The sequence below is a fragment of the Serratia sp. BNK-12 genome, assembly GCF_047456085.1.
GTDB lineage: Bacteria > Pseudomonadota > Gammaproteobacteria > Enterobacterales > Enterobacteriaceae > Serratia > Serratia liquefaciens.
Genome location: NZ_CP179896.1, coordinates 3,881,466 through 3,903,400 on the forward strand (window position 1 = coordinate 3,881,466; position 21,935 = coordinate 3,903,400).

21 protein-coding genes are annotated in these 21,935 nt (G+C 57.5%); 9 read left to right on the top strand and 12 right to left on the bottom strand.

Going from position 1 to position 21,935, the window contains the following annotated elements; genetic code table 11:
• Positions 1–149: 149 nt before the first annotated feature.
• The 8 genes from pxpA to ACMGG1_RS18145 all read right to left on the bottom strand — a co-directional run bounded on the left by pxpA (position 150) and on the right by ACMGG1_RS18145 (position 7,127).
• Positions 150–887, bottom strand: coding sequence for a 5-oxoprolinase subunit PxpA (gene pxpA, locus ACMGG1_RS18110; RefSeq protein ID WP_198639730.1), 738 nt, complete (start codon positions 885–887; stop codon positions 150–152).
• Entirely contained in the window at positions 877–1,809 is a 933-nt protein-coding gene (gene pxpC, locus ACMGG1_RS18115; protein WP_262255098.1) for a 5-oxoprolinase subunit PxpC, read from the bottom strand. Before pxpC ends, pxpA begins: the two co-directional genes overlap by 11 nt.
• Positions 1,803–2,459: a 5-oxoprolinase subunit PxpB gene (pxpB, locus tag ACMGG1_RS18120; protein WP_020825663.1), complete on the bottom strand. Its 657-nt coding sequence runs from the start codon at positions 2,457–2,459 to the stop codon at positions 1,803–1,805. Before pxpB ends, pxpC begins: the two co-directional genes overlap by 7 nt.
• Before the next feature lie 152 nt (positions 2,460–2,611).
• The gene (locus ACMGG1_RS18125; RefSeq protein WP_128863919.1) at positions 2,612–3,355 is read right to left on the bottom strand and encodes a type 2 GTP cyclohydrolase I; all 744 of its coding nucleotides are present in this window, start codon (positions 3,353–3,355) and stop codon (positions 2,612–2,614) included.
• Between the two features lie 18 nt (positions 3,356–3,373).
• Positions 3,374–4,354, bottom strand: coding sequence for an MBL fold metallo-hydrolase (locus ACMGG1_RS18130; RefSeq protein WP_142815734.1), 981 nt, complete (start codon positions 4,352–4,354; stop codon positions 3,374–3,376).
• A 22-nt stretch (positions 4,355–4,376) separates the two neighbouring features.
• Positions 4,377–5,807, bottom strand: coding sequence for a deoxyribodipyrimidine photo-lyase (gene phrB, locus ACMGG1_RS18135; RefSeq protein ID WP_414160911.1), 1,431 nt, complete (start codon positions 5,805–5,807; stop codon positions 4,377–4,379).
• Positions 5,808–5,822: 15 nt separating this feature from the next.
• Positions 5,823–6,776, bottom strand: coding sequence for a YbgA family protein (locus ACMGG1_RS18140; RefSeq protein ID WP_020825659.1), 954 nt, complete (start codon positions 6,774–6,776; stop codon positions 5,823–5,825).
• A 144-nt stretch (positions 6,777–6,920) separates the two neighbouring features.
• Positions 6,921–7,127, bottom strand: coding sequence for a YbfA family protein (locus ACMGG1_RS18145; protein WP_020825658.1), 207 nt, complete (start codon positions 7,125–7,127; stop codon positions 6,921–6,923).
• A gap of 443 nt (positions 7,128–7,570) precedes the next feature.
• On the opposite strand from ACMGG1_RS18145, the gene ACMGG1_RS18150 reads away from it, so the two are divergent.
• The 6 genes from ACMGG1_RS18150 (at position 7,571) to kdpE (ending at position 15,765) form a co-directional block, all read left to right on the top strand.
• Positions 7,571–7,660: a K(+)-transporting ATPase subunit F gene (locus ACMGG1_RS18150; RefSeq protein WP_004949718.1), complete on the top strand. Its 90-nt coding sequence runs from the start codon at positions 7,571–7,573 to the stop codon at positions 7,658–7,660.
• Positions 7,660–9,348: a potassium-transporting ATPase subunit KdpA gene (kdpA, locus tag ACMGG1_RS18155; RefSeq protein WP_414160912.1), complete on the top strand. Its 1,689-nt coding sequence runs from the start codon at positions 7,660–7,662 to the stop codon at positions 9,346–9,348. The genes ACMGG1_RS18150 and kdpA overlap by 1 nt, the downstream gene beginning before the upstream one ends.
• 156 nt (positions 9,349–9,504) lie before the next feature.
• Positions 9,505–11,574 (top strand): potassium-transporting ATPase subunit KdpB, encoded by a 2,070-nt coding sequence (kdpB, locus tag ACMGG1_RS18160; RefSeq protein ID WP_142815736.1) that lies wholly within the window; start codon positions 9,505–9,507, stop codon positions 11,572–11,574.
• 19 nt (positions 11,575–11,593) lie between these two features.
• Positions 11,594–12,163, top strand: coding sequence for a potassium-transporting ATPase subunit KdpC (kdpC, locus tag ACMGG1_RS18165; protein WP_048759470.1), 570 nt, complete (start codon positions 11,594–11,596; stop codon positions 12,161–12,163).
• 200 nt (positions 12,164–12,363) lie between these two features.
• Complete coding sequence (gene kdpD, locus ACMGG1_RS18170; protein WP_020825654.1) at positions 12,364–15,057, top strand: two-component system sensor histidine kinase KdpD; 2,694 nt, start codon at positions 12,364–12,366, stop codon at positions 15,055–15,057.
• Positions 15,058–15,075: 18 nt separating this feature from the next.
• Positions 15,076–15,765 carry a two-component system response regulator KdpE gene (gene kdpE, locus ACMGG1_RS18175; protein ID WP_046374274.1) on the top strand — a complete coding sequence of 230 codons (690 nt, stop codon included), beginning with the start codon at positions 15,076–15,078 and terminating at the stop codon, positions 15,763–15,765.
• 69 nt (positions 15,766–15,834) lie between these two features.
• Here the strand turns inward: kdpE and ACMGG1_RS18180 are convergent, their stop codons facing one another.
• From ACMGG1_RS18180 to seqA, 4 genes are all read right to left on the bottom strand, one after another.
• A complete protein-coding gene (locus tag ACMGG1_RS18180) occupies positions 15,835–16,134 on the bottom strand; it encodes a DUF3861 domain-containing protein (RefSeq protein WP_020825652.1) in 300 nt (99 codons plus the stop codon).
• Positions 16,134–16,796 carry a PadR family transcriptional regulator gene (locus ACMGG1_RS18185; RefSeq protein ID WP_048759473.1) on the bottom strand — a complete coding sequence of 221 codons (663 nt, stop codon included), beginning with the start codon at positions 16,794–16,796 and terminating at the stop codon, positions 16,134–16,136. Before ACMGG1_RS18185 ends, ACMGG1_RS18180 begins: the two co-directional genes overlap by 1 nt.
• A gap of 187 nt (positions 16,797–16,983) precedes the next feature.
• The gene (gene pgm / locus ACMGG1_RS18190) at positions 16,984–18,627 is read right to left on the bottom strand and encodes a phosphoglucomutase (alpha-D-glucose-1,6-bisphosphate-dependent) (RefSeq protein ID WP_046375073.1); all 1,644 of its coding nucleotides are present in this window, start codon (positions 18,625–18,627) and stop codon (positions 16,984–16,986) included.
• 77 nt (positions 18,628–18,704) lie between these two features.
• The gene (seqA, locus tag ACMGG1_RS18195) at positions 18,705–19,244 is read right to left on the bottom strand and encodes a replication initiation negative regulator SeqA (RefSeq protein WP_116691007.1); all 540 of its coding nucleotides are present in this window, start codon (positions 19,242–19,244) and stop codon (positions 18,705–18,707) included.
• A gap of 309 nt (positions 19,245–19,553) precedes the next feature.
• Between seqA and ybfF the strand changes: the two genes are divergently transcribed.
• From ybfF to fldA, 3 genes are all read left to right on the top strand, one after another.
• Positions 19,554–20,327 (top strand): esterase, encoded by a 774-nt coding sequence (gene ybfF / locus ACMGG1_RS18200; protein WP_020825648.1) that lies wholly within the window; start codon positions 19,554–19,556, stop codon positions 20,325–20,327.
• Between the two features lie 291 nt (positions 20,328–20,618).
• Positions 20,619–20,906, top strand: a complete 288-nt coding sequence (ybfE, locus tag ACMGG1_RS18205; protein ID WP_004949692.1) for a LexA regulated protein — start codon at positions 20,619–20,621, stop codon at positions 20,904–20,906.
• Between the two features lie 229 nt (positions 20,907–21,135).
• A complete protein-coding gene (gene fldA / locus ACMGG1_RS18210) occupies positions 21,136–21,675 on the top strand; it encodes a flavodoxin FldA (RefSeq protein WP_048759474.1) in 540 nt (179 codons plus the stop codon).
• The last annotated feature ends 260 nt before the right edge of the window (positions 21,676–21,935 follow it).

Consider the following 21,935-nt stretch of genomic DNA (forward strand, 5'->3'; position numbering starts at 1 on the left):
TCTTTCAAGCCACAGCGTTGTTAGCTGCATGGGCAAACGCCAGTCACTTACTCAAGTAAGCTCCTGGAGATTTACCCCCTTGCTGCCTGGCTGTGACTCGAAATCCATTGGGTATTATTGTGTTGTGTGTTGTGTATGTTTAATTATTTTTATTCTGCGCTGACGTTAATGCCTTCCACGGCAAAACGTTGGCGCAGCGTGCGCGCGTATTCCAGCGCATGTTCACCGTCGCCATGCAGGCAGACGGTTTCGGCCCGAACAGCGGCCCAGGTGCCGTCCAGAGTGTGAACCCGATGGTGGCGTACCATTTCCAGCGTTTGCGCCAGCGCCAGTTCGTCGCTGGTAATCAAAGCCCCTGGCTGGCCCCGTGGTACCAGCGTGCCATCGGCCTGATAACCGCGATCGGCAAAGACCTCTTGTCGCGTCGCCAAACCTTGCTTTTCACCGGCGCGGATCAGTTCGCTGCCCGCCAGCCCCACCAGGCGCAAAGCCGGATCGACTGCTTTAACCGCGCGGGCAATGGCTTCCGCCAGCGCCGGCTCCACGGCCGCCTGGTTGTACAACATGCCGTGCGGCTTCACGTGCACCATTACCCCGCCTTCTGCACGGGCGATCGCCGCCAGCGCACCGAGTTGATACACCACCTGCGCATACACCGTTTCCGGCGGCAACTGCATGCGGGTACGACCAAAGTTCTCGCGATCGGGAAAACTCGGATGCGCGCCAATCGCCACGCCGTACTGCAGCGCCCAACGCACCGACTGGCGCATGGTTTGCGCATCTCCGGCGTGAAAACCGCAGGCGATATTGGCCGAACTGACCAATTGCAGCAGCGCCTGATCGTTAGCGCAGCCCTCACCCAGATCGGCATTCAAATCAACGTTCATCTAACCCCCAGGCAATCTGTTGGATAAAGTGCTCCTGTTCGGCCTTGGCGCGTTGCGCCTGGGCCAGGGTACAGGGTACAAAGTGGATAGCTTCGCCCAGACGGATTTGCGCCAGATGATAGATATCGGCTTCGATCACGCAGGCAATGCGCGGGTAACCACCGGTAGTTTGAGCATCGGCCATCAACACGATAGGCTGACCGTTATGCGGCACCTGCACCACGCCCGGCAACAGGCCATGCGACAACATTTCGCGTTCAGTGGTACGGTTCAGCGCGCTGCTGCCGTGCAAGCGGTAGCCCATACGGTTGCTCTGCGGGCTCAGTTGCCAGGCAGTACGCCAGAAAGACTCTTTCGCCTCTTCGCTGAATTCGTCATATTCCGGCCCCGGCAAGGCCCGGATACGGTTGTTGAACAACAGTTGTTTCACGCCGGTGCTTTGCTTTTGCAATTCGCGCCCCGCTCCCAACGGCAGGCAGTCGCCATCTCGCAGGTTACGTCCTTCCAGCCCGCCAAAAGCGGCTTTGTTGTCGGTGCTGCGTGAGCCGAGTATTTCCGGCACCGCGATGCCACCGTCTATCGCCAGATAGCTGCGCATGCCACGTTTTGGCATTTTCAACATCAGCTGTTGGCCCGCACTGACCTGATAACGCCAGCCGGTCCACAGCGGCTTGCCGTCCAGTTGCGCATCACAACCGGCGCCGGTCAGCGCGATCCAGCCTGGCCGGGTAAATTCGGCGCTAAATTGCCCGAGGGTGATTTCCAGACCGGCGGCATTCGTATCGTTACCCACCAGCAGGTTGGCGATCCTCAACGCGGGTTCGTCGAGCGCGCCGCCCTGGCTGACGCCCAGACGACGGAAACCGTTACGGCCCAAATCCTGCACCGTGGTGTAAATGCCCGCACGCAGGATCTTCAGCATACGCCCTCCTTCTGTGGCACAAACCGCACGCTGTCGCCAGGGCGCAGCAGGGTGGGCGGCATTTCATAGGGATTAAACAACGCCAGAGGTGTACGGCCGATTAACTGCCAGCCGCCGGGGGTCACCAGCGGATAAATACCGGTCTGACTGCCACCGATACCCACGGAGCCAGCCGCCACCGACAGGCGCGGTTCGGCACGGCGCGGCGTTGCCAACTTGTCCGGCATGCCGCCCATGTAGGAGAAACCAGGTTGAAAACCAAGGAAATAGACTACGTAATCCGCAGAGGAGTGGCACTCCACCACCTGCTGCGGAGTCATGCCGGTGTGGCGCGCGACCTCATCCAGATCGGGCCCGTCCTGTCCGCCATAGATCACCGGAATATCCACCTGACGTGATTCCGGCACCAGGATCTCCTCGCTGTCCCATCCCTGTTGCAACAGCGCTAACATCATTTCGGCGTCGGCCTGCGGCGTCTTCAGCAGCAGCGTAAGGTTGTTCATGCCGGGCACCACTTCGCGCACGTCGGGATGATGATTCAGCTTTTCGGCCAGCGCCCAAATCCGCTGCTGGCTTGGCAGCGTCACCGGCGGCGACAGTTCAAGCACTACCGCGCGTTCACCTAACAAGTAACATCGTGCTCGTTGCACCCTTTTCTCCTTATTATTATCGCGATGAAAACACATCAGTTATGCGCGACAGCGCTCCGGCTGTCAATAGAACAACCTTCGAGAAAATAAGGGATTAGGCTATTAAAAGGATTCAGCCTCGGTATAAACCGGGCTGGATCCTCGGAGGGAAATCAGGCGGGATTCGGGATATCGATAAAGGTCACATCAAAACCATGCTGCTCAGCCAGCCATTCACCGAGCGCCTTGACGCCACCGCGTTCAGTGGCATGATGCCCGGCGGCAAAAAAGTGAATGCCCATTTCACGCGCGCTGTGAATGGTTTGCTCAGAAACCTCTCCGGTAATGAAAGCATCGACGCCAAATCGCGCGGCGCTGTCGATAAAGCCCTGACCGCCACCGGTGCACCAGGCCACACGGCGGATATGCGCCGGGGCGTTATCACCACAGTGCAGTACGGCCCGCCCGAGGCGGCTCTCAATACGTTGCTGCAGTTCAACGCCGGTCAGCGGCTGTTCAAATTCCCCGTGCGGCACCAGCGGTTCCACTTCGCCAATCACCCGAATGCCCAGTTGATGCGCCAGCTGCGCGTTGTTGCCCAACACCGGATGCGCGTCCAGCGGCAGGTGATAAGCGTACAGGTTGATATCATTGCTCAACAGCGTTTTCAGCCGATTGCGCTTCATGCCACGTACCGAGGGCGCCTCGTTTTTCCAGAAGTAGCCGTGATGTACCACAACGGCGTCGGCCTGGTGTTCCACCGCCGCATCCAGCAGCGCCTGACAGGCGGTAACGCCGGTAACGATACGCTGCACATGGGGCCGCCCTTCCACCTGCAACCCATTAGGGCCGTAATCCTGAAACGCGCCGGTATTCAGTTCGGTGTTGATCAACTTTTCAAGATCGAGGTTACGCATAAAAATTCTCTCTTCAATTCAAAATGTCTGGCGGTCGCCCTGTTCCATCAGGATAAATTTCACGCCCAGATCGTTGCCCTGTTCCAACTGCTGTTTGATGGTCGCCCGCACATCTTGCCCTTGCTTCAGGCTGGGTTTGATATGGCTGATGACCACCGGGAAATCCTTCAGCGATCCTTCTCCCCCACTGTACTGGGTCAAATTTTTCAACTCTTTCAACAACCATGCCGGCGTCAGGTGCCCGTAGAGATTTTTATCTTCAACCTCGTTGGGATAGGAGCTTTCGATGATCATGCCTTTCAGCTTTTTCTGCTCGATGAGCGGCCCCAACGCGCGCCAGGCGCCGTCCAGATTGCGCGACTGCTCAAGCGCATCCGGGCCGGTATCACCGAAATAGGCGAAAGAGCCGCTGCGATCGGAGACCAGCAGCATCGAAGAAGGATACCGATCGTGGCTGAGCGGATACATTACGCCGCTCAAACCGGTCATGCCTAGGGTCACACGCTGCTGCGGGCGCACGGTTTGCAGCCGGTAAGTCCCCAACCGCGATCCGTTGCCGGAATCGGTGAAGTTGGGCCAGGCCTTCCAGTTAAAGTAATGATTGCGCAGGGTCAGAATGGTATCGGCCTGGGCATAGATATTCTTCTTGCTGTCCTCCGGCGAACCGATTATCAACCCCGCCACGTGGTCCAGATGACCATGGCTGATAAAGTAAGCGCCGATCAGTTGGCGGAATACATAACCCTGCGGAGTATAAGGCGCCGCCAGTTCAGGGGTCACCTGCGGGAAACTCCCCTTCTCCAGCCCTTTGGCGATACCCGGTAACAACGAGCCGGCATCCAGCGCCAGATACTGCGGTTGGTTGTCGCTGCGGATCAGATAAGAGGTCAGATTGCCGTCGCTAACGCCGCCATCCACGCCCAGCGCCACCACGTCAAAACCGGCCAGCGCCAGGGCTGAATAGCCGCTCAGGCACAGGGCCAGCACCTTTTTCATCATTATTTCGCTCCTTGCTGTTGCCTTAATATTCCCCGCGCTTCGCCGCCTCAAAGGCCGCCAGCGTTTCCAGCCGCGCCTGCTTGTGGTCGACAATCGGCAGCGGATAATCCAGCACGCGCTGCTGTTGTTCTGCCCAGCGATGGGGTTGATGGATAGCATTGTCCGGTACATCCGCCAGCTCGGGCAACCATTTACGGATAAAAGTGCCTTGCGGATCAAAACGTTCGCCCTGAGTGGTCGGGTTAAAGATGCGGAAATACGGCGCGGCGTCGGTACCGGTGGAGGCCGCCCACTGCCAACCGCCGTTGTTGGCCGCCAGATCGCCGTCCAGCAGTTGCGACATGAAATAGCGCTCACCTTCGCGCCAGTCGATCAGTAAGTCTTTCACCAGAAAACTGGCGCTGATCATGCGTAACCGGTTATGCATCCAGCCGGTTTTATTCAATTGGCGCATAGCGGCATCAACGATCGGATAGCCGGTGGCGCCCTGCTGCCAGGCCTGCAGCAGCTCACGGTCGTTCCGCCAGCGTACCTTATCCGTCCAATCGATAAAGGGACGGTGCTTGCATAACGCAGGATAGGCCACCATCAAATGCCGATAAAACTCGCGCCAGATCAGTTCATTCAGCCAGCCAAAAGCGCCGCCGTCGGGATTTTCCAGCACCTGTGGGCATTCAGCACGCAGGCGGTTAAAGCATTGGCGCGGTGACAACACGCCAATCGCCAAATAGGGCGACAGGCCGCTGGTACCGTCAATGGCCGGTAGATCGCGCTGCTTAAGATAGTCTTGCACCTGCTCCCGGCAAAAAGAACGTAATCGCTGCAAAGCCGCCTCTTCCCCGCTTGGAAAATCCCCGGTCGGCTCTGCCGGTGGATAATCGAACGCCTCGGGTACCGCAGGGGTGGGCAGTGCGCCACCGGCTCGCGGTTTGGGGGCGGGAACAGAGCGGATGTCGGATTCGGTCAGACGCTGGATAAAGGCTTTACGAAAAGGCGTATAGACCTTGTACATTTCACCGCCGCCGGTTTGCACGCTCCCCGGCGCCAGCAGCAGGCTGTCGTCGAAACTCTGGCAAATCACCTGCCCGGCTAAACGCTGTTCCAGCCGTTGGTCGCGCTGGCGCTCGTTGATTTCGTACTGGCGATTGTAAAACAGCGCATCCACCCGCTCCTGTGTGCAGTACGCCACCAGCCAATCCACTGCAGCTGAGAAGTCGTCGCATTGGTGATAGCTAAGGGGAATGCCGCGCTCGGCAAGGGCCTGCTGCACCTGCAGCAAACCCGCATGGATAAACGCCGCCTGACGTGGCGCCATTTGGTGCTGCTGCCATTGTTGCGGCGTGGCGATAAACACCGCCAACACCCGAGCTTCGGGATCGCTACAGGCGGTGTGCAGGGCTTTGTTGTCGGTGATACGCAAATCGTTACGCAACCAGACCAGATGCGTGGTCATAAAACTCCTTGTCAATCAGTGGCCATAACGCAGGCGCAGCGCCTCGGGATAGGGCTCGAAATAGCGTTGGTCGGCCAGATAACGATCGGGGTATTCGGCCATGTAATGTTTGAGCAGGGTTATCGGTGCCAACAACGGCTGCACCCCCTGCCGATAACGATCGATCAACTGCGCCAGTTCCTGGCGCTGCGCGGAGCTCAGATGATTGCGGAAATAGCCCTGCACATGCATCAATACGTTGGTGTGGTTACGACGGGTAGCCTTGTGCGCCAGCAGTTTCATCAGGCGACTGCGGTATTCGAGGGTGAAGGCTTCCAGCGAATCCCATTTATCGATGCCCGCCACAAAACGCCCAAGCTCCCGGTATTCCTGCTGCGAATGCGCCAACAGCGACAGCTTATAGCGACTGTGAAAGGCGATCAGGCCGCCGCGGCTCAGGCCTTTACGCCACAGCATGTTTAACTCATACAGCGCATAAACGCGTTCGACAAAGTTTTCCCGCAGTGTAGCGTCGTTCAGCCGCCCGTCCTCCTCCACCGGCAGCCAGGGCATTTGCCGCAGTAGCTCGGCGGTGAACAATCCGACGCCACTTTTACGCGCGCCGCTACCGTTCTCATCATACAGACGGACCCGCTCCATGCCGCAGCTTGGCGAGTTGGCGCAAACAATGTAACCGCACAGGTGCTGCAAAGCGGCGATTCGCTGCTCGGAAAACTGCTGCATCCGCTCGGTTACGTCAATGCTATCGTCATTGCTGTGGCGCAGTGCCACGTGATGTTGTTTTTTGATCAACCGTAGCGCCGGGCGCGGGGTCGGTAAACCGATGGCCATTTCCGGGCAAATCGGCTCAAACCGCACAAAAGGGGCCAGTTGTTCCACCGCAAAGGCCAGCCGTTTATGGCCGCCGTCAAAACGTACCGTCTCGCCAAGCAGGCAAGCGCTGATACCGACCGGAATTTTGTCACTCATTGATAGGCTCCCGCAGCGTTGGATGTGACTAAAAGTGTAGAAGAATTCGCGCTATGACACGAACGCTATCGACACCATGCCCGAACCGCAGCCATAAAAAAACCCCCGCTGGAAAGCGAGGGTTTTCGTTGGGGCAAGCTGCGATCAGTAGAAATCGCAGGACGCCAGTTCCGCCTGTTGCAGCCAGACCGGCTTATCGCTGGTTTTTGACCAGACGCGGTGCAAATAGCTGTAAAAACGGGCGCGGTCGCTGCGGAACAGCATTACCGGTAAAGCCAACACACCTGCCAGGATCACTGCGCTGCGGCGCAGGAGAATCCGATGCAATGAATAAGCGTGATAAGTAGACATGCGAACCTCCTCAAAAACGCCTGGCCGTTGATTTGCTGCGAAACAGCGCTGGCGTAAACAATAGAAACAAGACCATTTGGTAACTGGACAAAATTTTAGCGCAATTGATGAAAGTTTACTACTCATCCGACCACTGAATCGCACAAAAAATCGCAAATAATTCGCCTAATCCGTAATTTTGTTACATCAAGGTTAATAATTAACTAACCATTGGTTACATTGTGGTTATTTACGCCCTGTTTACGCAAACCTTCATCTTCACGCCCCCAAACAGGAGTCCAATCGCGCTACGCCCCCCAAAATCGAGGCTAAAAAGCCATTTTCTGCTGTAATTTCAGCCATTTTTATACTTTTTTTACACCGGCCAACGCTATTTTTTCATCTTCTTTCTACCGCCCTCCCTACACTCGCTCTATCAAAAACTACACCTCTGGAGGTGTCCCGTGAGTATCAGCGTTATTGGTGGTGCGCTGTTGGTTCTGCTGCTGTTGGGCTATCTGGTTTATGCCCTGTTCAATGCGGAGGATTTCTGATGGCAGCTTCAGCCTTTTTATTGATTGCCAGCTTCCTGCTGGTGCTTCTGCTGCTGGCGCGACCGCTGGGCGGTTTCCTGGCACGCCTGATTGAAGGAGAGCCGCTGCCGGCGCTGCGTCGGCTGGAAGCCGGCATTTGGCGTTGCTGTGGCACAACCCCCGCCGAAATGAACTGGTGGCAATACGCACTGGCGATCCTGTGGTTTAACCTGCTCGGTCTGGTGCTGCTGTTCGCGTTGCTGATGGCGCAAGGCTCGCTGCCGCTTAACCCGCAGGGCTTCCCCGGCCTGTCCTGGGATCTGGCGTTCAATACCGCGGTCAGCTTTGTCACCAACACCAACTGGCAAGCCTACAGCGGTGAAAGCACTCTCAGCTATCTCAGCCAAATGGCCGGTCTGGCAGTACAGAACTTCCTGTCCGCCGCGACCGGTATCGCCGTGGCCTTTGCGTTGATCCGCGCCTTCACCCGTCGTTCCAGCGCCACTATCGGCAACGCCTGGATCGATATGTTCCGCGTGACGCTGTATGTGCTGCTGCCGATTTCGCTGTTGATCGCTTTGTTCTTCGTCAGCCAGGGCACGCTGCAAAACTTCCTGCCCTACCTGCACATCAACACGCTGGAAGGCGCGCAGCAGACGCTGCCGATGGGGCCTGTGGCCTCTCAGGAAGCGATCAAGATGCTCGGCACCAATGGCGGCGGTTTCTTCGGCGCCAACTCGGCTCACCCGTTCGAAAACCCGACCGTGCTGACCAACTTTGTGCAAATGCTGGCGATCTTCCTGATCCCCTGCGCGTTGTGTTTTGCTTTCGGTCAGGTTGCCGGTGAAAACCGCCAGGGCCACGCGCTGATCTGTGCGATGGCGCTGATCTTCGTGGTTGCCGTGGTGGTGGTGATGTTCGCCGAACTGGCGGGTAACCCTCATCTGGGCGAATTGGGCAGTGCCAGCAACATCAATATGGAAGGCAAGGAGTCGCGCTTTGGCATTCTCGCCACCAGCCTGTTCTCGGTGGTGACCACCGCGGCGTCCTGCGGTGCGGTCAATGCGATGCATGACTCCTTTACCGCGCTGGGCGGCATGGTGCCGATGTGGCTGATGCAGATTGGCGAAGTGGTGTTTGGCGGTGTGGGCTCGGGCCTGTACGGCATGCTGTTGTTCGTCCTGCTGACGGTGTTTATTGCCGGGCTGATGATCGGGCGCACACCGGAATACCTGGGCAAAAAGATTGACGTCTACGACATGAAAATGACCGCTCTGGCGATCCTGGTCACGCCGACGCTGGTGCTGTTGGGCACGGCGCTGGCCATCGCCACCGACGCCGGTCGTGCAGGCATCCTTAACCCGGGCGCGCACGGCTTCAGCGAAGTGCTGTATGCGCTGTCTTCCGCCGCCAACAACAACGGTAGCGCCTTTGCCGGCCTGAGCGTCAATACGCCGTTCTATAACCTGCTGCTGGCCTTCGCCATGTTCGTCGGCCGCTTTGGGGTGATCCTGCCGGTGCTGGCCATTGCCGGTTCGCTGTGTGCGAAGAAACGTCAGCCTGCGGGCAACGGTACTCTGCCAACCTACGGGCCGCTGTTTATCGGTCTGCTGATCGGCACCGTGCTGCTGGTGGGCGCATTGACCTTCGTACCGGCGCTGGCGCTGGGACCGGTGGCCGAACATTTGCAACTTTGGCTGGCCAAATAACAGGCGCATTCCCGTCGCCTTTCGAGCCGCAGCGTTGTTACCTGGCACTCGCTCACCCCAGTTACTTACTCAAGTAAGCGCCTGGGGATGAGCGAGTTGGGTGCCTAGCTGCAACTCGAAATCCATAGGGAATGAAATAAAGAGAGAGATTAAGTGATGACTCGCAAACAACGTGCGCTGTTTGAACCGGCACTGGTCCGTACCGCGCTGATCGATGCGCTGAAAAAGCTGGATCCACGCACCCAGTGGCGTAACCCGGTGATGTTCGTGGTGTATATAGGCAGCATCCTGACTACGGCCATCTGGCTGGCGATCCTCGCCGGACAGACCGACGGCAGCGCGGCTTTCACCGGCAGTATCGCGCTGTGGCTGTGGTTCACCGTGCTGTTCGCCAACTTTGCCGAAGCGCTGGCCGAAGGACGCAGCAAAGCCCAGGCGGAAAGCCTGAGGGGCACCAAGAAAACCAGTTGGGCGAAAAAATTGTCCGCGCCGCGCCGTGATGGTGCCACCGAGAAAGTGTCAGCCGAAAGCCTGCGTAAGGGTGACATCGTACTGGTGGAAGCCGGCGATACCATCCCCTGCGACGGCGAAGTGCTGGAAGGTGGCGCCTCCGTGGACGAAAGCGCCATTACCGGCGAATCCGCACCGGTGATCCGCGAATCCGGCGGTGACTTCTCGTCGGTGACCGGCGGTACCCGCGTGCTGTCCGACTGGCTGGTGGTGCAGTGCAGCGTTAACCCGGGCGAAACCTTCCTCGACAGGATGATCGCCATGGTGGAAGGCGCCAAACGGCGTAAAACCCCGAACGAAGTAGCGTTGACCATTCTGCTGGTCGCACTGACCATCGTGTTCGTGCTGGCGACCGCGACGCTGTTTCCGTTCTCGCAGTACAGCGTGGACGCCGCCAACGGCGGTTCGGTAGTCACCATTACCGTGCTGGTGGCGCTGCTGGTCTGCCTGATCCCTACCACCATCGGTGGGTTGCTGTCGGCCATTGGCGTGGCCGGGATGAGCCGAATGCTGGGGGCCAACGTGATCGCCACCAGCGGGCGTGCGGTGGAAGCCGCTGGTGACGTTGATGTGTTGCTGCTGGACAAAACCGGCACCATTACGCTGGGTAACCGTCAGGCCTCCGAGTTCTTGCCTGCGCCGGGCGTGAAGGAGCAAGATCTGGCCGACGCGGCCCAGCTGTCATCCCTGGCGGACGAAACGCCGGAAGGCCGTAGCATCGTGGTGCTGGCGAAGCAACGCTTCAACCTGCGCGAACGTGACCTGCAGGCGCTGAACGCCACTTTCGTGCCCTTCTCCGCCCAAACGCGCATGAGCGGCGTCAACGTGCAGGACCGGATGATCCGCAAAGGCGCGGTGGACGCCATTCGTCGTCACGTGGAGTCCAATCAGGGCCACTTCCCGCAGGCGGTGGACGAACTGGTCGCCAGCGTGGCGCGCACTGGCGGTACGCCGCTGGTGGTAGCAGAAGGCCCGCGCGTATTGGGCGTGGTAGCGCTGAAGGATATCGTCAAGGGCGGCATTAAAGAGCGTTTCGCCGAGCTGCGTAAAATGGGCATCAAAACGGTGATGATCACCGGTGATAACCCACTGACCGCCGCCGCGATCGCCGCCGAAGCCGGGGTAGACGACTTCCTTTCGGAAGCGACGCCGGAAGCCAAGCTGGCGTTGATTCGCCAATATCAGGCGGAAGGCCGTCTGGTAGCGATGACCGGTGACGGCACCAACGACGCCCCAGCGCTGGCTCAGGCTGATGTGGCGGTGGCGATGAACTCAGGCACTCAGGCCGCCAAAGAGGCGGGCAACATGGTCGATCTGGACTCTAACCCGACCAAGTTGATTGAAGTGGTGCACATCGGCAAACAAATGCTGATGACGCGCGGTTCACTGACCACCTTCAGCATCGCCAACGACGTGGCCAAGTATTTCGCCATTATCCCGGCGGCGTTTGCGGCAACCTATCCGCAGCTTAACGCCCTGAACGTGATGCATTTGCACTCCCCAGCCTCCGCCATTATGTCGGCGGTGATCTTCAACGCCCTGGTGATCGTATTCCTGATCCCGCTGGCGCTGAAAGGGGTGAGCTATAAACCGATGAGCGCAGCTGCACTGCTACGACGCAACCTGTGGCTCTATGGCGTGGGCGGTCTGTTGGTGCCTTTTGTCGGCATCAAGCTGATCGACCTGATCCTGGTCGCCTTGCACATCGCCGGTTAATCATTGAGAGGAAATGAAAATGTCTTATTTACGCCCTTCGTTGGTGATGTTGATTCTGCTGACGTTGATTACCGGTATCGCCTACCCGTTGCTGACGACCGGACTTTCGCAGCTGCTGTTTTCCGGCGCGGCCAACGGTTCGCTGCTGTATCAGGGCGATAAGGTGGTCGGCTCCGCGTTAATCGGCCAAAACTTTACCAAACCCGAGTATTTCTGGGGCCGCCCTTCTGCCACCGGCGATTCGGCCTATAATGCGATGGCGTCCGCCGGCAGCAACCTGGCCGCCACCAACCCGGCGCTGGATAAAGCCATCGCCGAGCGTGCCGCGCAATTGCGTCTGGCCAACCCGGCGATGAAGGGCCCGATCCCGGTCGATCTGCTGACGGCCTCGGGTAGCGGACTGGATCCGCAGATCTCTCTCGCGGCGGCGCAATATCAACTGGCCCGGGTTGCGGCGGCGCGCCAACTACCGCCGGAGCAAATCGCCAAGCTGATTGATCAAAGCACCGATCAGGCCACCCCCAACTTTATGGGCGAGTCGGTGGTAAACGTGCTGAAATTGAACCTGGCGCTCGACGCATTGAAATAATCCGTTGCGTGTTAAAGGATAAGTATCGGGTTCGGCGTGCCGAACCCGATATATATACCCAAAATAATTCGAGTTGCTTGTAGGCGGAAACTGAGTGAATCCCCAGGAGCTTACTCAAGTAAGCGACTGGGGTGAGTGAAGGCAGCCAACACCCAAGCAGCTTGCAGTATGACGGGTACATTGCTGCAAAAGGAACTCCGATGGTGGATGAGGAACAACAACGCCCTGACCCTGACAGCCTGCTGGCGCTGGCCAATGAAAAGCCCCGCGGCCGGTTGAAGGTTTTCTTCGGCGCCTGTGCCGGGGTGGGCAAAACCTACGCCATGCTGCAGGAAGCCCAGCGGCTGCGCAGCCAGGGGTTGGACGTGCTGGTCGGCGTGGTGGAAACCCATGGCCGCAGCGAAACCGCAGCGCTGCTGAACGGCTTGGATCTGCTGGCGCAAAAACGCATCCAGCATCGCGGACGCTTAGTGCAGGAATTTGATCTCGATGCCGCGCTGGCACGCCACCCGGCACTGATCCTGATGGATGAGCTGGCGCACAGTAACGCCTACGGTTCGCGCCATCCGAAGCGCTGGCAGGATGTGGAAGAGCTGTTGGACGCCGGTATCGACGTGCTGACCACCGTCAATGTCCAACATCTGGAAAGCCTGAACGACGTGGTCGGCGGCGTGACCGGCGTGCGGGTACGTGAAACGGTGCCCGATCACGTGTTCGACGAGGCCACCGAGGTGGTGCTGGTTGACCTGCCGCCAGACGATCTGCGTCAGCGATTAAATGAAGGCAAGGTGTACATTCCCGGCCAGGCCGAGCGCGCCATCGAGCACTTTTTCCGCAAGGGCAATCTGATCGCGCTGCGCGAACTGGCGCTGCGCCGCACCGCCGACCGGGTCGATGACCAGATGCGCGCCTTTCGCGATACTCAGGGCCGCGAGCGGGTATGGCACACTCGCGACAGCATTTTGCTGTGCGTGGGGCATAGCAGCGGCAATGAGAAACTGGTGCGTATCGCGGCGCGGCTGGCGGCCCGATTGGGTTGCCACTGGCACGCGGTGTATGTAGAAACACCGAAACTGCACCGCTTGCCGGAAAATCAACGCCGGGCGATCCTGCGGGCGCTGCGGCTGGCGCAGGAGTTGGGGGCTGAAACCGCTACCCTGTCTGAACCTTATGAAGAACGTGCGGTGTTGCGCTATGCCCGCGAACATAACCTGGGCAAAATCATTATCGGCCGCCGCAGCGAACAACGCTGGAAACTGCGCGGCAGCTTTGCCGATCGTCTCGGTCGCCTGGGACCCGATCTCGATCTGGTGATCGTCGCGCTGGAAAACGACACCCCTGCGCCGCAGGGGAAAGAACATGATGGCCGCAACTTTACCGAAAAATGGCGCATGCAATTGCGCGGCTGCGCCGTGGCCGTTGCACTCTGCGCCCTGATCACCCTGCTCTCCCAATGGTTGTTGCCGGGCTTTGACCAGGCCAACCTGGTGATGGTGTATCTGCTCGGGGTGGCGATCGTCGCGCTGTTCTTCGGCCGTTGGCCCTCGGTACTGGCGGCGGTGATTAACGTCGCCAGCTTTGATCTGTTTTTCGTCCAGCCTGAATGGTCGTTTGCCGTCAGCGATATGCAGTATCTGCTGACCTTCGGCGTCATGCTGATCGTCGGCATCACCATCGGCAACCTGACCGCCGGCGTGCGTTATCAGGCGCGAGTGGCCCGTTATCGCGAGCAAAGAGCTCGGCACCTGTATGAAATATCACGTGGGCTCAGCCAGGCGCTGACCACCGAAGATATCGCCAAAACCAGCCGCCACTTCCTTTCCAGCAGCTTCCAGGCCAAAACCGTCCTGCTGCTGCCGCAGGAAGACGGCAAGCTGCAGCAAATGGTTGGCGAAACGGGCGGGCTGCTGTCGGTGGATGAGGCTATCGCCCGTTGGAGTTTCGACAAGGGCATGCCGGCCGGCGCCGGTACCGACACCTTGCCTGGCGTGCCTTACCAACTGCTCCCGCTCACCACGTCGAAACAAACCTTCGGCCTGCTGGCTATCGAACCCAGTAACCTGCGCCAACTGATGGTGCCGGAACAACAGCGGCTGCTGCAAACCTTTGCGGTGCTGATCGCCAGCGCGCTGGAACGATTGCATCTGGCGCGCAGCGCCGAGGAAGCAAAACTGGACGCCGAGCGGGAGCAGCTGCGCAACTCGCTGCTGGCGGCGCTGTCCCACGATTTGCGCACGCCGCTGACGGTGCTGTTCGGCCAGGCGGAAATTCTGACGCTCGATCTGGCCGCGGAAGGCTCCAACCATGCTCCGCAGGCCAGTCAGATCCGCCAGCAGGTATTGAGCACCACCCGGCTGGTGAACAACCTGCTGGATATGGCACGCATTCAATCCGGTGGCTTTAATCTGCGAAAAGAGTGGCAGTCGCTGGAGGAGATCGTCGGCGCTTCGCTGCACATGCTGGAACCGCTGATGACCCAACACCAGATCAAGGTTGAGCTGCCGCCGGAGCTGATATTGGTTAATTGCGACGGCAGCCTGCTGGAGCGGGTTTTCACTAACCTGTTGGAAAATGCCAATAAATATGCCGGTATCGATGCTACTATCGGCATTCGCGCCCATACGCTGCCCGACTGGCTGGAAGTCGAAGTCTGGGACGATGGCCCAGGCATTCCTGAAGGGAAAAAACAGCTTATCTTCGATAAGTTTTCCCGCGGCAATAAAGAGTCGGCCATTCCCGGCGTAGGTTTGGGGTTAGCGATTTGCCGTGCCATTATTGAAGTGCACGGCGGCCGCATTTGGGCGGAAAACGGCGCTAACGGCGGTGCCAGCTTCCGCTTTGTGCTGCCGCTGGAAAAACCGCCGGAAATAGACAGCGAAGCCTTTGATCTCTAACCAACTCCAGGGAGCCTTGTGAGCAGCACGCCAACCAATATTCTGATTGTCGAAGATGAGAAAGAGATCCGGCGCTTCGTCCGTACCGCGCTCGAAAGTGAGGGGCTACGGGTGTTTGAAAGCGAAACGCTGCAGCGCGGGCTGATTGAAGCTGGCACGCGCAAGCCGGATCTGATTATTCTCGATTTAGGGTTGCCGGACGGTGACGGGCTTAACTATATCCGCGATCTACGCCAGTGGAGCGCCATTCCGGTGATTGTGCTGTCGGCGCGTAATGCCGAAGAAGACAAAATTGCCGCGCTGGACGCCGGGGCGGATGACTATCTCAGCAAACCGTTTGGCATCGGCGAACTGCTGGCCCGCGTGCGAGTCGCCTTGCGCCGCCATTCAGGCAGCCAGCAGGAGAGTCCGTTGGTCAGCTTTTCCGAAATCACCGTCGATCTGATCAACCGCCGGGTACTGCGCCAGGGTGAAGATCTGCATCTGACACCGATAGAGTTTCGCCTGCTGGCCGAACTGCTGGCCAACTCCGGCAAGGTCATCACCCAGCGTCAGCTATTAAGCCACGTCTGGGGACCGAACTACGTCGAACACAGCCACTATCTGCGAATTTATATGGGGCATCTGCGGCAAAAACTGGAGGCCGATCCGGCCCGGCCAAAACACTTGCTGACCGAAACCGGCGTCGGTTACCGCTTTATGCCATGAGGTGAAAGGGTGCAGCATGCGGTTAAGCTGATGCAATATTCGATTAAACGGGTGCAGCATGCGGCACCCCTACACGTTTTGGCCTTTCTTCAGCCCCACCATAAATTCTTTGAACGCCTCGCGCAGCGGGGCAAACACCGGGTGCTTGCGGTTTTCGATCATCACTTCAGAGAACAGCTTCAAGCCGACGGCGAAGGCCGCGCTGTTATTTTCGCCAAAGTTCAGATCTTCGCGCGCTTTGATGCGCTCAACGATGCCAAGAATATCGTCGTGGTTTTCCACCTCAAAACTCAGTGGCGTTTTCTCAACGGGCTCGCCTTGGCGATCGCTCAGGGCTTCAACGGTAATGCGGAAACGGTGGCCAGGCATCAGTTGTTTTCCTTATCTGTATCTGTTGGAGCAATGTTCATTTCACTTTCAATTGCCGCCACCGCGGTGAGCAGCGCCGCATTGATGCGTTCGACCTGCTGTGGCGAAAGATCGGCGCGCATCACATTGCCACGCAACAAACTGCGCAGGCGGTTCATGGCGTCGGAGATGCCTTCCGCCAGATTGCCATGATGATGGTGGCCGCGACCGGCACCGGCCAAACGAGCCAGGATCACATCGACGACGGCCTGGTGTTTTTGTAATTCACTCTGGCCCAGCTCGGTGATCTGATAGCTTTTACGGCCGTTGCCGCTGGTGATCGGCTCGAGGAAATCCTGCTCTTCCAGCAGCGTCAGTGTCGGATAAATCACCCCTGGGCTTGGCACATAGAGACCGGAAGACGCCTCGTCGATCGCCTTGATCAGTTCGTAACCGTGGCTCGGTTTACGCGCCACCAGCGCCAGCAGCACCAGCCGCAGATCGCCGTGTTCAAACATGCGGTGACGGCCGCCACGACCGCCGCGCCCTCCCCGGCCATGCTCTTCACCATGGTCGCCGCCAAAATGATGGCGACCGCCACGACGACGATGGTGATGTTCGTGCCCTTCTTCGCTGTCATGGCGACAGCCGTGACGACGGTGTAAATCTAAACGGTGAAACATAGTCTGTACCTCGCATTGGATAATCAGCTTACGAGGTGATTTAGATATATCTAAGTCACTTCGATATATCTAATCTAGATCGATATATCTAAATGCGCAAGAGGTGAAGAATGAAAAAGATATATCTAAATTGCAGGCATAAAAAAAGCGCTGTTAAAACAGCGCCTTTTTTCAAGGGAGAGAAGCCTTACTTGGCAGAAGCCAGCACTTCGCTGACGATTTCTACCGCTTCGTGCTCGATCTTTTCACGGTGCTCAGCACCGAGGAAGCTCTCACAGTAAATCTTGTAGGCTTCTTCGGTACCAGAAGGACGTGCTGCGAACCAACCGTTGTCGGTCATCACTTTCAGGCCACCAATCGATGCGCCGTTGCCCGGTGCCGCCGTCAAACGTGCGGTAATAGGATCACCCGCCAGAGTATCGGCTTTGACCATTTCCGGTGACAGCTTGGACAACGCCGCTTTCTGCGCAGAAGTTGCCGGTGCCTGAATGCGGTTGTAGCTCGGGGCACCAAAACGCTTGGCCAGGTCTTCGTAGTGATGCTGCGGATTTTCGCCGGTCACTGCGGTGATTTCCGCCGCCAACAGGCACATGATGATACCGTCTTTATCAGTAGACCACGGGGTAGCATTGAAACGCAGGAACGAAGCCCCTGCGCTCTCTTCGCCGCCAAAGCCCAGGCTACCGTCATGCAGGCCATCAACGAACCATTTGAAGCCCACCGGCACTTCCACCAGCTTGCGGCCCAAATCAGCTACCACGCGGTCAATCATCGCGCTGGAAACCAGCGTCTTGCCTACCGCTACGTTAGCACTCCACTGTGGACGATGCTGGAACAGATAGTTGATGGCAACCGCCAGATAATGGTTCGGGTTCATCAGCCCCGCAGGCGTAACTATGCCGTGGCGGTCGTAATCCGGATCGTTGGCAAACGCCAGGTCGAACTTGTCGCGCAGCGCCAGCAGGCCACCCATCGCCGGTTCTGAAGAGCAGTCCATACGGATCACACCGTCGTGGTCCAGGTGCATAAAGCGGAAGGTCTGATCGATAGCATCGTTCACCAGCGTCAGATCCAGCTTGTAATGCTCGGCGATACGCTGCCAGTAGGCGATGCCGGACCCGCCGAGCGGATCGACGCCCAGCTTCAGGCCGGCACGCTGAATCGCAGGCATATCAACCACGTCCACCAGCCCTTCAACATATGGCTGCACCAGGTCCTGTGCATGCACACGGCCGCTGGCCCAGGCCTTATCCAGCGATTGACGCTGAACGCCTTTCAACTGCAGAGACAGCAGTTCATTGGCGCGCTTTTCAATCACCGAGGTCAGATTGGTATCCGCCGGGCCGCCGTTGGTCGGGTTATATTTGATGCCGCCATCTTCAGGCGGATTGTGGGACGGGGTGATCACGATGCCGTCGGCCAATGCCCCACCGTTACGGTTGTGGCACAGGATGGCATGGGAGACCGCAGGCGTTGGCGTGAAACCATTATTTTCCTGCACGATCACATCAACGCCGTTGGCGCTCAGCACTTCCAGCACTGAAATGAAGGCAGGCTCCGACAGCGCATGGGTGTCTTTACCCACGTAGCATGGACCGGTCACACCCTGCTGATGACGCACTTCGGCAATCGCCTGCGCGATCGCGAGAATGTGGGCTTCGTTAAAGCTGTGGCGCAGCGCACTGCCGCGATGGCCTGAAGTCCCGAACTTGACCGCGTGTGCGGCGTTGCCCGCTTCAGGTTGCAGTACATAGTACTGCGACGTCAGCTGGGCTACGTTGATCAAATCGCTTTGCTGAGCCGGCTGCCCGGCACGTGGGTTATTCGCCATCGACATATCTCCCTAATCCCTGTCCTGCGGCCTGGCAATATGTCGCTCACGGCCACCATGACGGGCTGTTCGCTAAATTAGATAGTGCCGCAAACTTTTTCAGTCAGTTCCGTCGGGAACTGCATAGCCTGCATGATGTGTTCAACCATGCTGCGTTTGCGACCGGTATTGGTATTGGTGATCACCCAGTAAGGCGTGCCCGGAACGTGCTTTGGCTTGGTGTGCGTTCCGTTCGCCAACAGGGTTTGCTGATCGCCGGCAAAATAGGTACGGGTACGGCCATGTAACGCATCGGTGGCGCTGGCAAAGCCGGCCGCATCGAGGGTATACAGGGTGGAAAGTACCAGCATAAAACGGTTCACCGCTTTGCTCTGTTCGGCGTACTCGTCCGACAACAACAGTTCACGCACGGCACGTACGCGATCGCGCGGGCGCGATGCGGCAACGATTTTTTCCTGTTCTGCGCTCTGTGCGCTGGCGGCCGGCGCTGCACGTAACGGCTGGCCTGCGGTAAATTTCAACATACGGCGCAAAATATCGGACGCGCTCTCACCAATATGTTGCGTGTGGCTGGCAATATAGCGGTAGAGCTCTTCGTCGACTTCAATAGTTTTCATCTTTATCCAGTACTGTTTTTTTCTACTTAGAACCTGAAGCCAGATCCGGCATTCAAGCCATGGGATTATAAGGTTAAAAGCGCAGAGGCGAACATAACAATGTGCCCCAATACGGCAAAAGCAGACTAATACCTATAGCCCGCCGGACACCGGCGCTGCCAAACCTGCACCTTACCATGAAAAATCCACGTTTTATCCTATGGATTTTAAGTTGCAGCAAGTACAGCGAACAACCCTGCCGCTTGAAAGGCGACGGGTTTATTCATCGAGTGTTTTAATCATGATAACCTAATCTGAATCTCTCTCAGTATGAACTTCGCCATGAAATTACATTATCAACTGCTGGCCACCGAGTCCGATGCATTGCCGGTGATCCTGATCCACGGGCTGTTTGGCAATTTGGACAACCTGGGCGTACTGGCGCGCGACCTGAACCAGCAGCACAGCGTAGTTAAAGTCGATCTGCGCAACCACGGCCTGTCACCGCGTTCTGAGGTCATGACCTACCCAGAAATGGCGCAGGACCTGCTGACGTTGCTGGACGATTTGCAGTTGGAGAAGGTCATTGTCATTGGCCACTCGATGGGCGGCAAAGCGGCCATGGCGCTGACGGCAATCGCCCCGCAGCGCGTGGAGAAGCTGATCATCATTGACGTTGCGCCGGTGGACTATCAAACGCGCCGCCACGACGAAATTTTTGTCGCGTTGCAGGCGGTAAGCGCCGCTGGCATTACCCAACGCCAGCAGGCGGCGGAATTGATGCGCGGCTACCTGAAAGAGGAAGGCGTGATCCAGTTCCTGCTGAAATCCTTCCACCAAGGCGAATGGCGTTTCAATCTGCCGGTGCTGATCGAAGAGTACGAGAACATCACCGGCTGGCAGGAAGTGCCGGCCTGGCCTCATCCGACGCTGTTTATCCGCGGCGGCCTGTCGCCTTACGTGCAGGACAGCTATCGCGAAGATATTGCCCGTCAATTTCCGCAGGCTCGCGCTCACGTCGTTGCCGGTACCGGACATTGGGTTCATGCGGAAAAACCGGAGGCGGTGTTGCGCGCCATTCACCGCTTTCTCGGCGAAGCCTGAGTCGCGCCAGGCCCGACAAATGGGTCGTTTCTCTCCCAAAGTCACCATCTGATGAAAAAACGCGCTAAAGATAACGGCTTAGCGCGTTTTCGGCTCAGTTAAGCATTGTCGTCGCTCTACCTGCTGGGGTAATATGGCGCGCTATAATTTTGCCGCCGTGCCGAGCGTGTTCGCTAACGTCAGGCTGGGGTGAATTTGGGTTAGGGTTTATTGGCCCGAAGTGTGTTAACCGAACCGTCCGGAAGCGTGTAAGCGCTTTTTGATGCAAACTCCCTTGCAGTACCGCTACCTATGGCAAAAGAACAAACGGATCGCACGACGCTGGATCTGTTCGCAGATGAACGCCGTCCGGGGCGCCCGAAAACCAACCCGCTATCCCGAGATGAACAGCTTAGAATCAATAAGCGTAATCAGCTTCGACGCGATAAAGTCCGTGGCTTACGGCGTGTGGAACTGAAGATCAACGCGGATGCGGTGGACGCCCTGAACAAACTGGCGGAACAGCGTAATATCAGCCGCAGCGAGCTTATTGAGCAAATGCTGCTGGCACAACTGGCGGACGAGCAGCCAGAACATTGATCATTGCAGCCGCACATGCGGCGCGGCGTTAAGGATGACGCCCGATCAACACCGCTTTATTCCACCCGGCATCGCATTAAAGTGATAAATACCCGGGGTAAATTTCTGGCATGATACGCACTTACCGGTAAGAGATAATCTCTTGCCATGGCATCATTTTAATCGGTGTTATCGTAGTCTACGCTAACATCGTGAATGCAATTTATTGAATTTAAAGGTTATACGCGATATGGCTAATGTAGGCATTTTCTTTGGCAGCGACACTGGCAATACCGAAAACATTGCCAAGATGATCCAGAAAATTCTTCAGCAGCAGTTTGGTAAAGAGGTGGCTGAAATTCATGACATCGCCAAAAGCAGCAAAGAAGATCTGGAAGCTTTCGATATCCTGCTGCTCGGTATCCCAACCTGGTACTACGGCGAAGCGCAGTGCGACTGGGACGATTTCTTCCCAACGCTGGAAGAAATTGACTTCAACGGCAAGCTGGTTGCGCTGTTCGGCTGTGGCGATCAGGAAGACTACGCAGAGTATTTCTGTGATGCGATGGGTACCATTCGCGACATCATTGAACCGCGTGGCGCCGCGATCGTAGGCCACTGGCCGACCAAGGGTTACCACTTTGAAGCGTCCAAAGGCTTGGCCAACGACAGCCATTTCATCGGCCTGGCCATTGACGAAGATCGCCAACCTGAGCTGACCAACGAACGTGTTGAAGGCTGGGTAAAACAAATCGTCGAAGAGCTAAGCCTGGCCGAAATCGTCGGGTAACGCCAAAGGTTGAACAAAAGCCCTGCAAAGTGCATAGTGTGCCGGCAGGGCCATCATTGGCAGTACAAATTACTGCAATAGAAGCTACAGATTTGTAACTTCCCACACCCTCAAGGTAGACTGAGTTTTCGGTTTATCCCATTCATCAAGACGTTGCATGTATAACATGCAATTGTGCAATTATAGCTTTGTTAACAACCGGCGGTTTCCATTTAGAGCAACCGGTTCTATAATGAGACGCAATTAACTCTTTGTGCCGA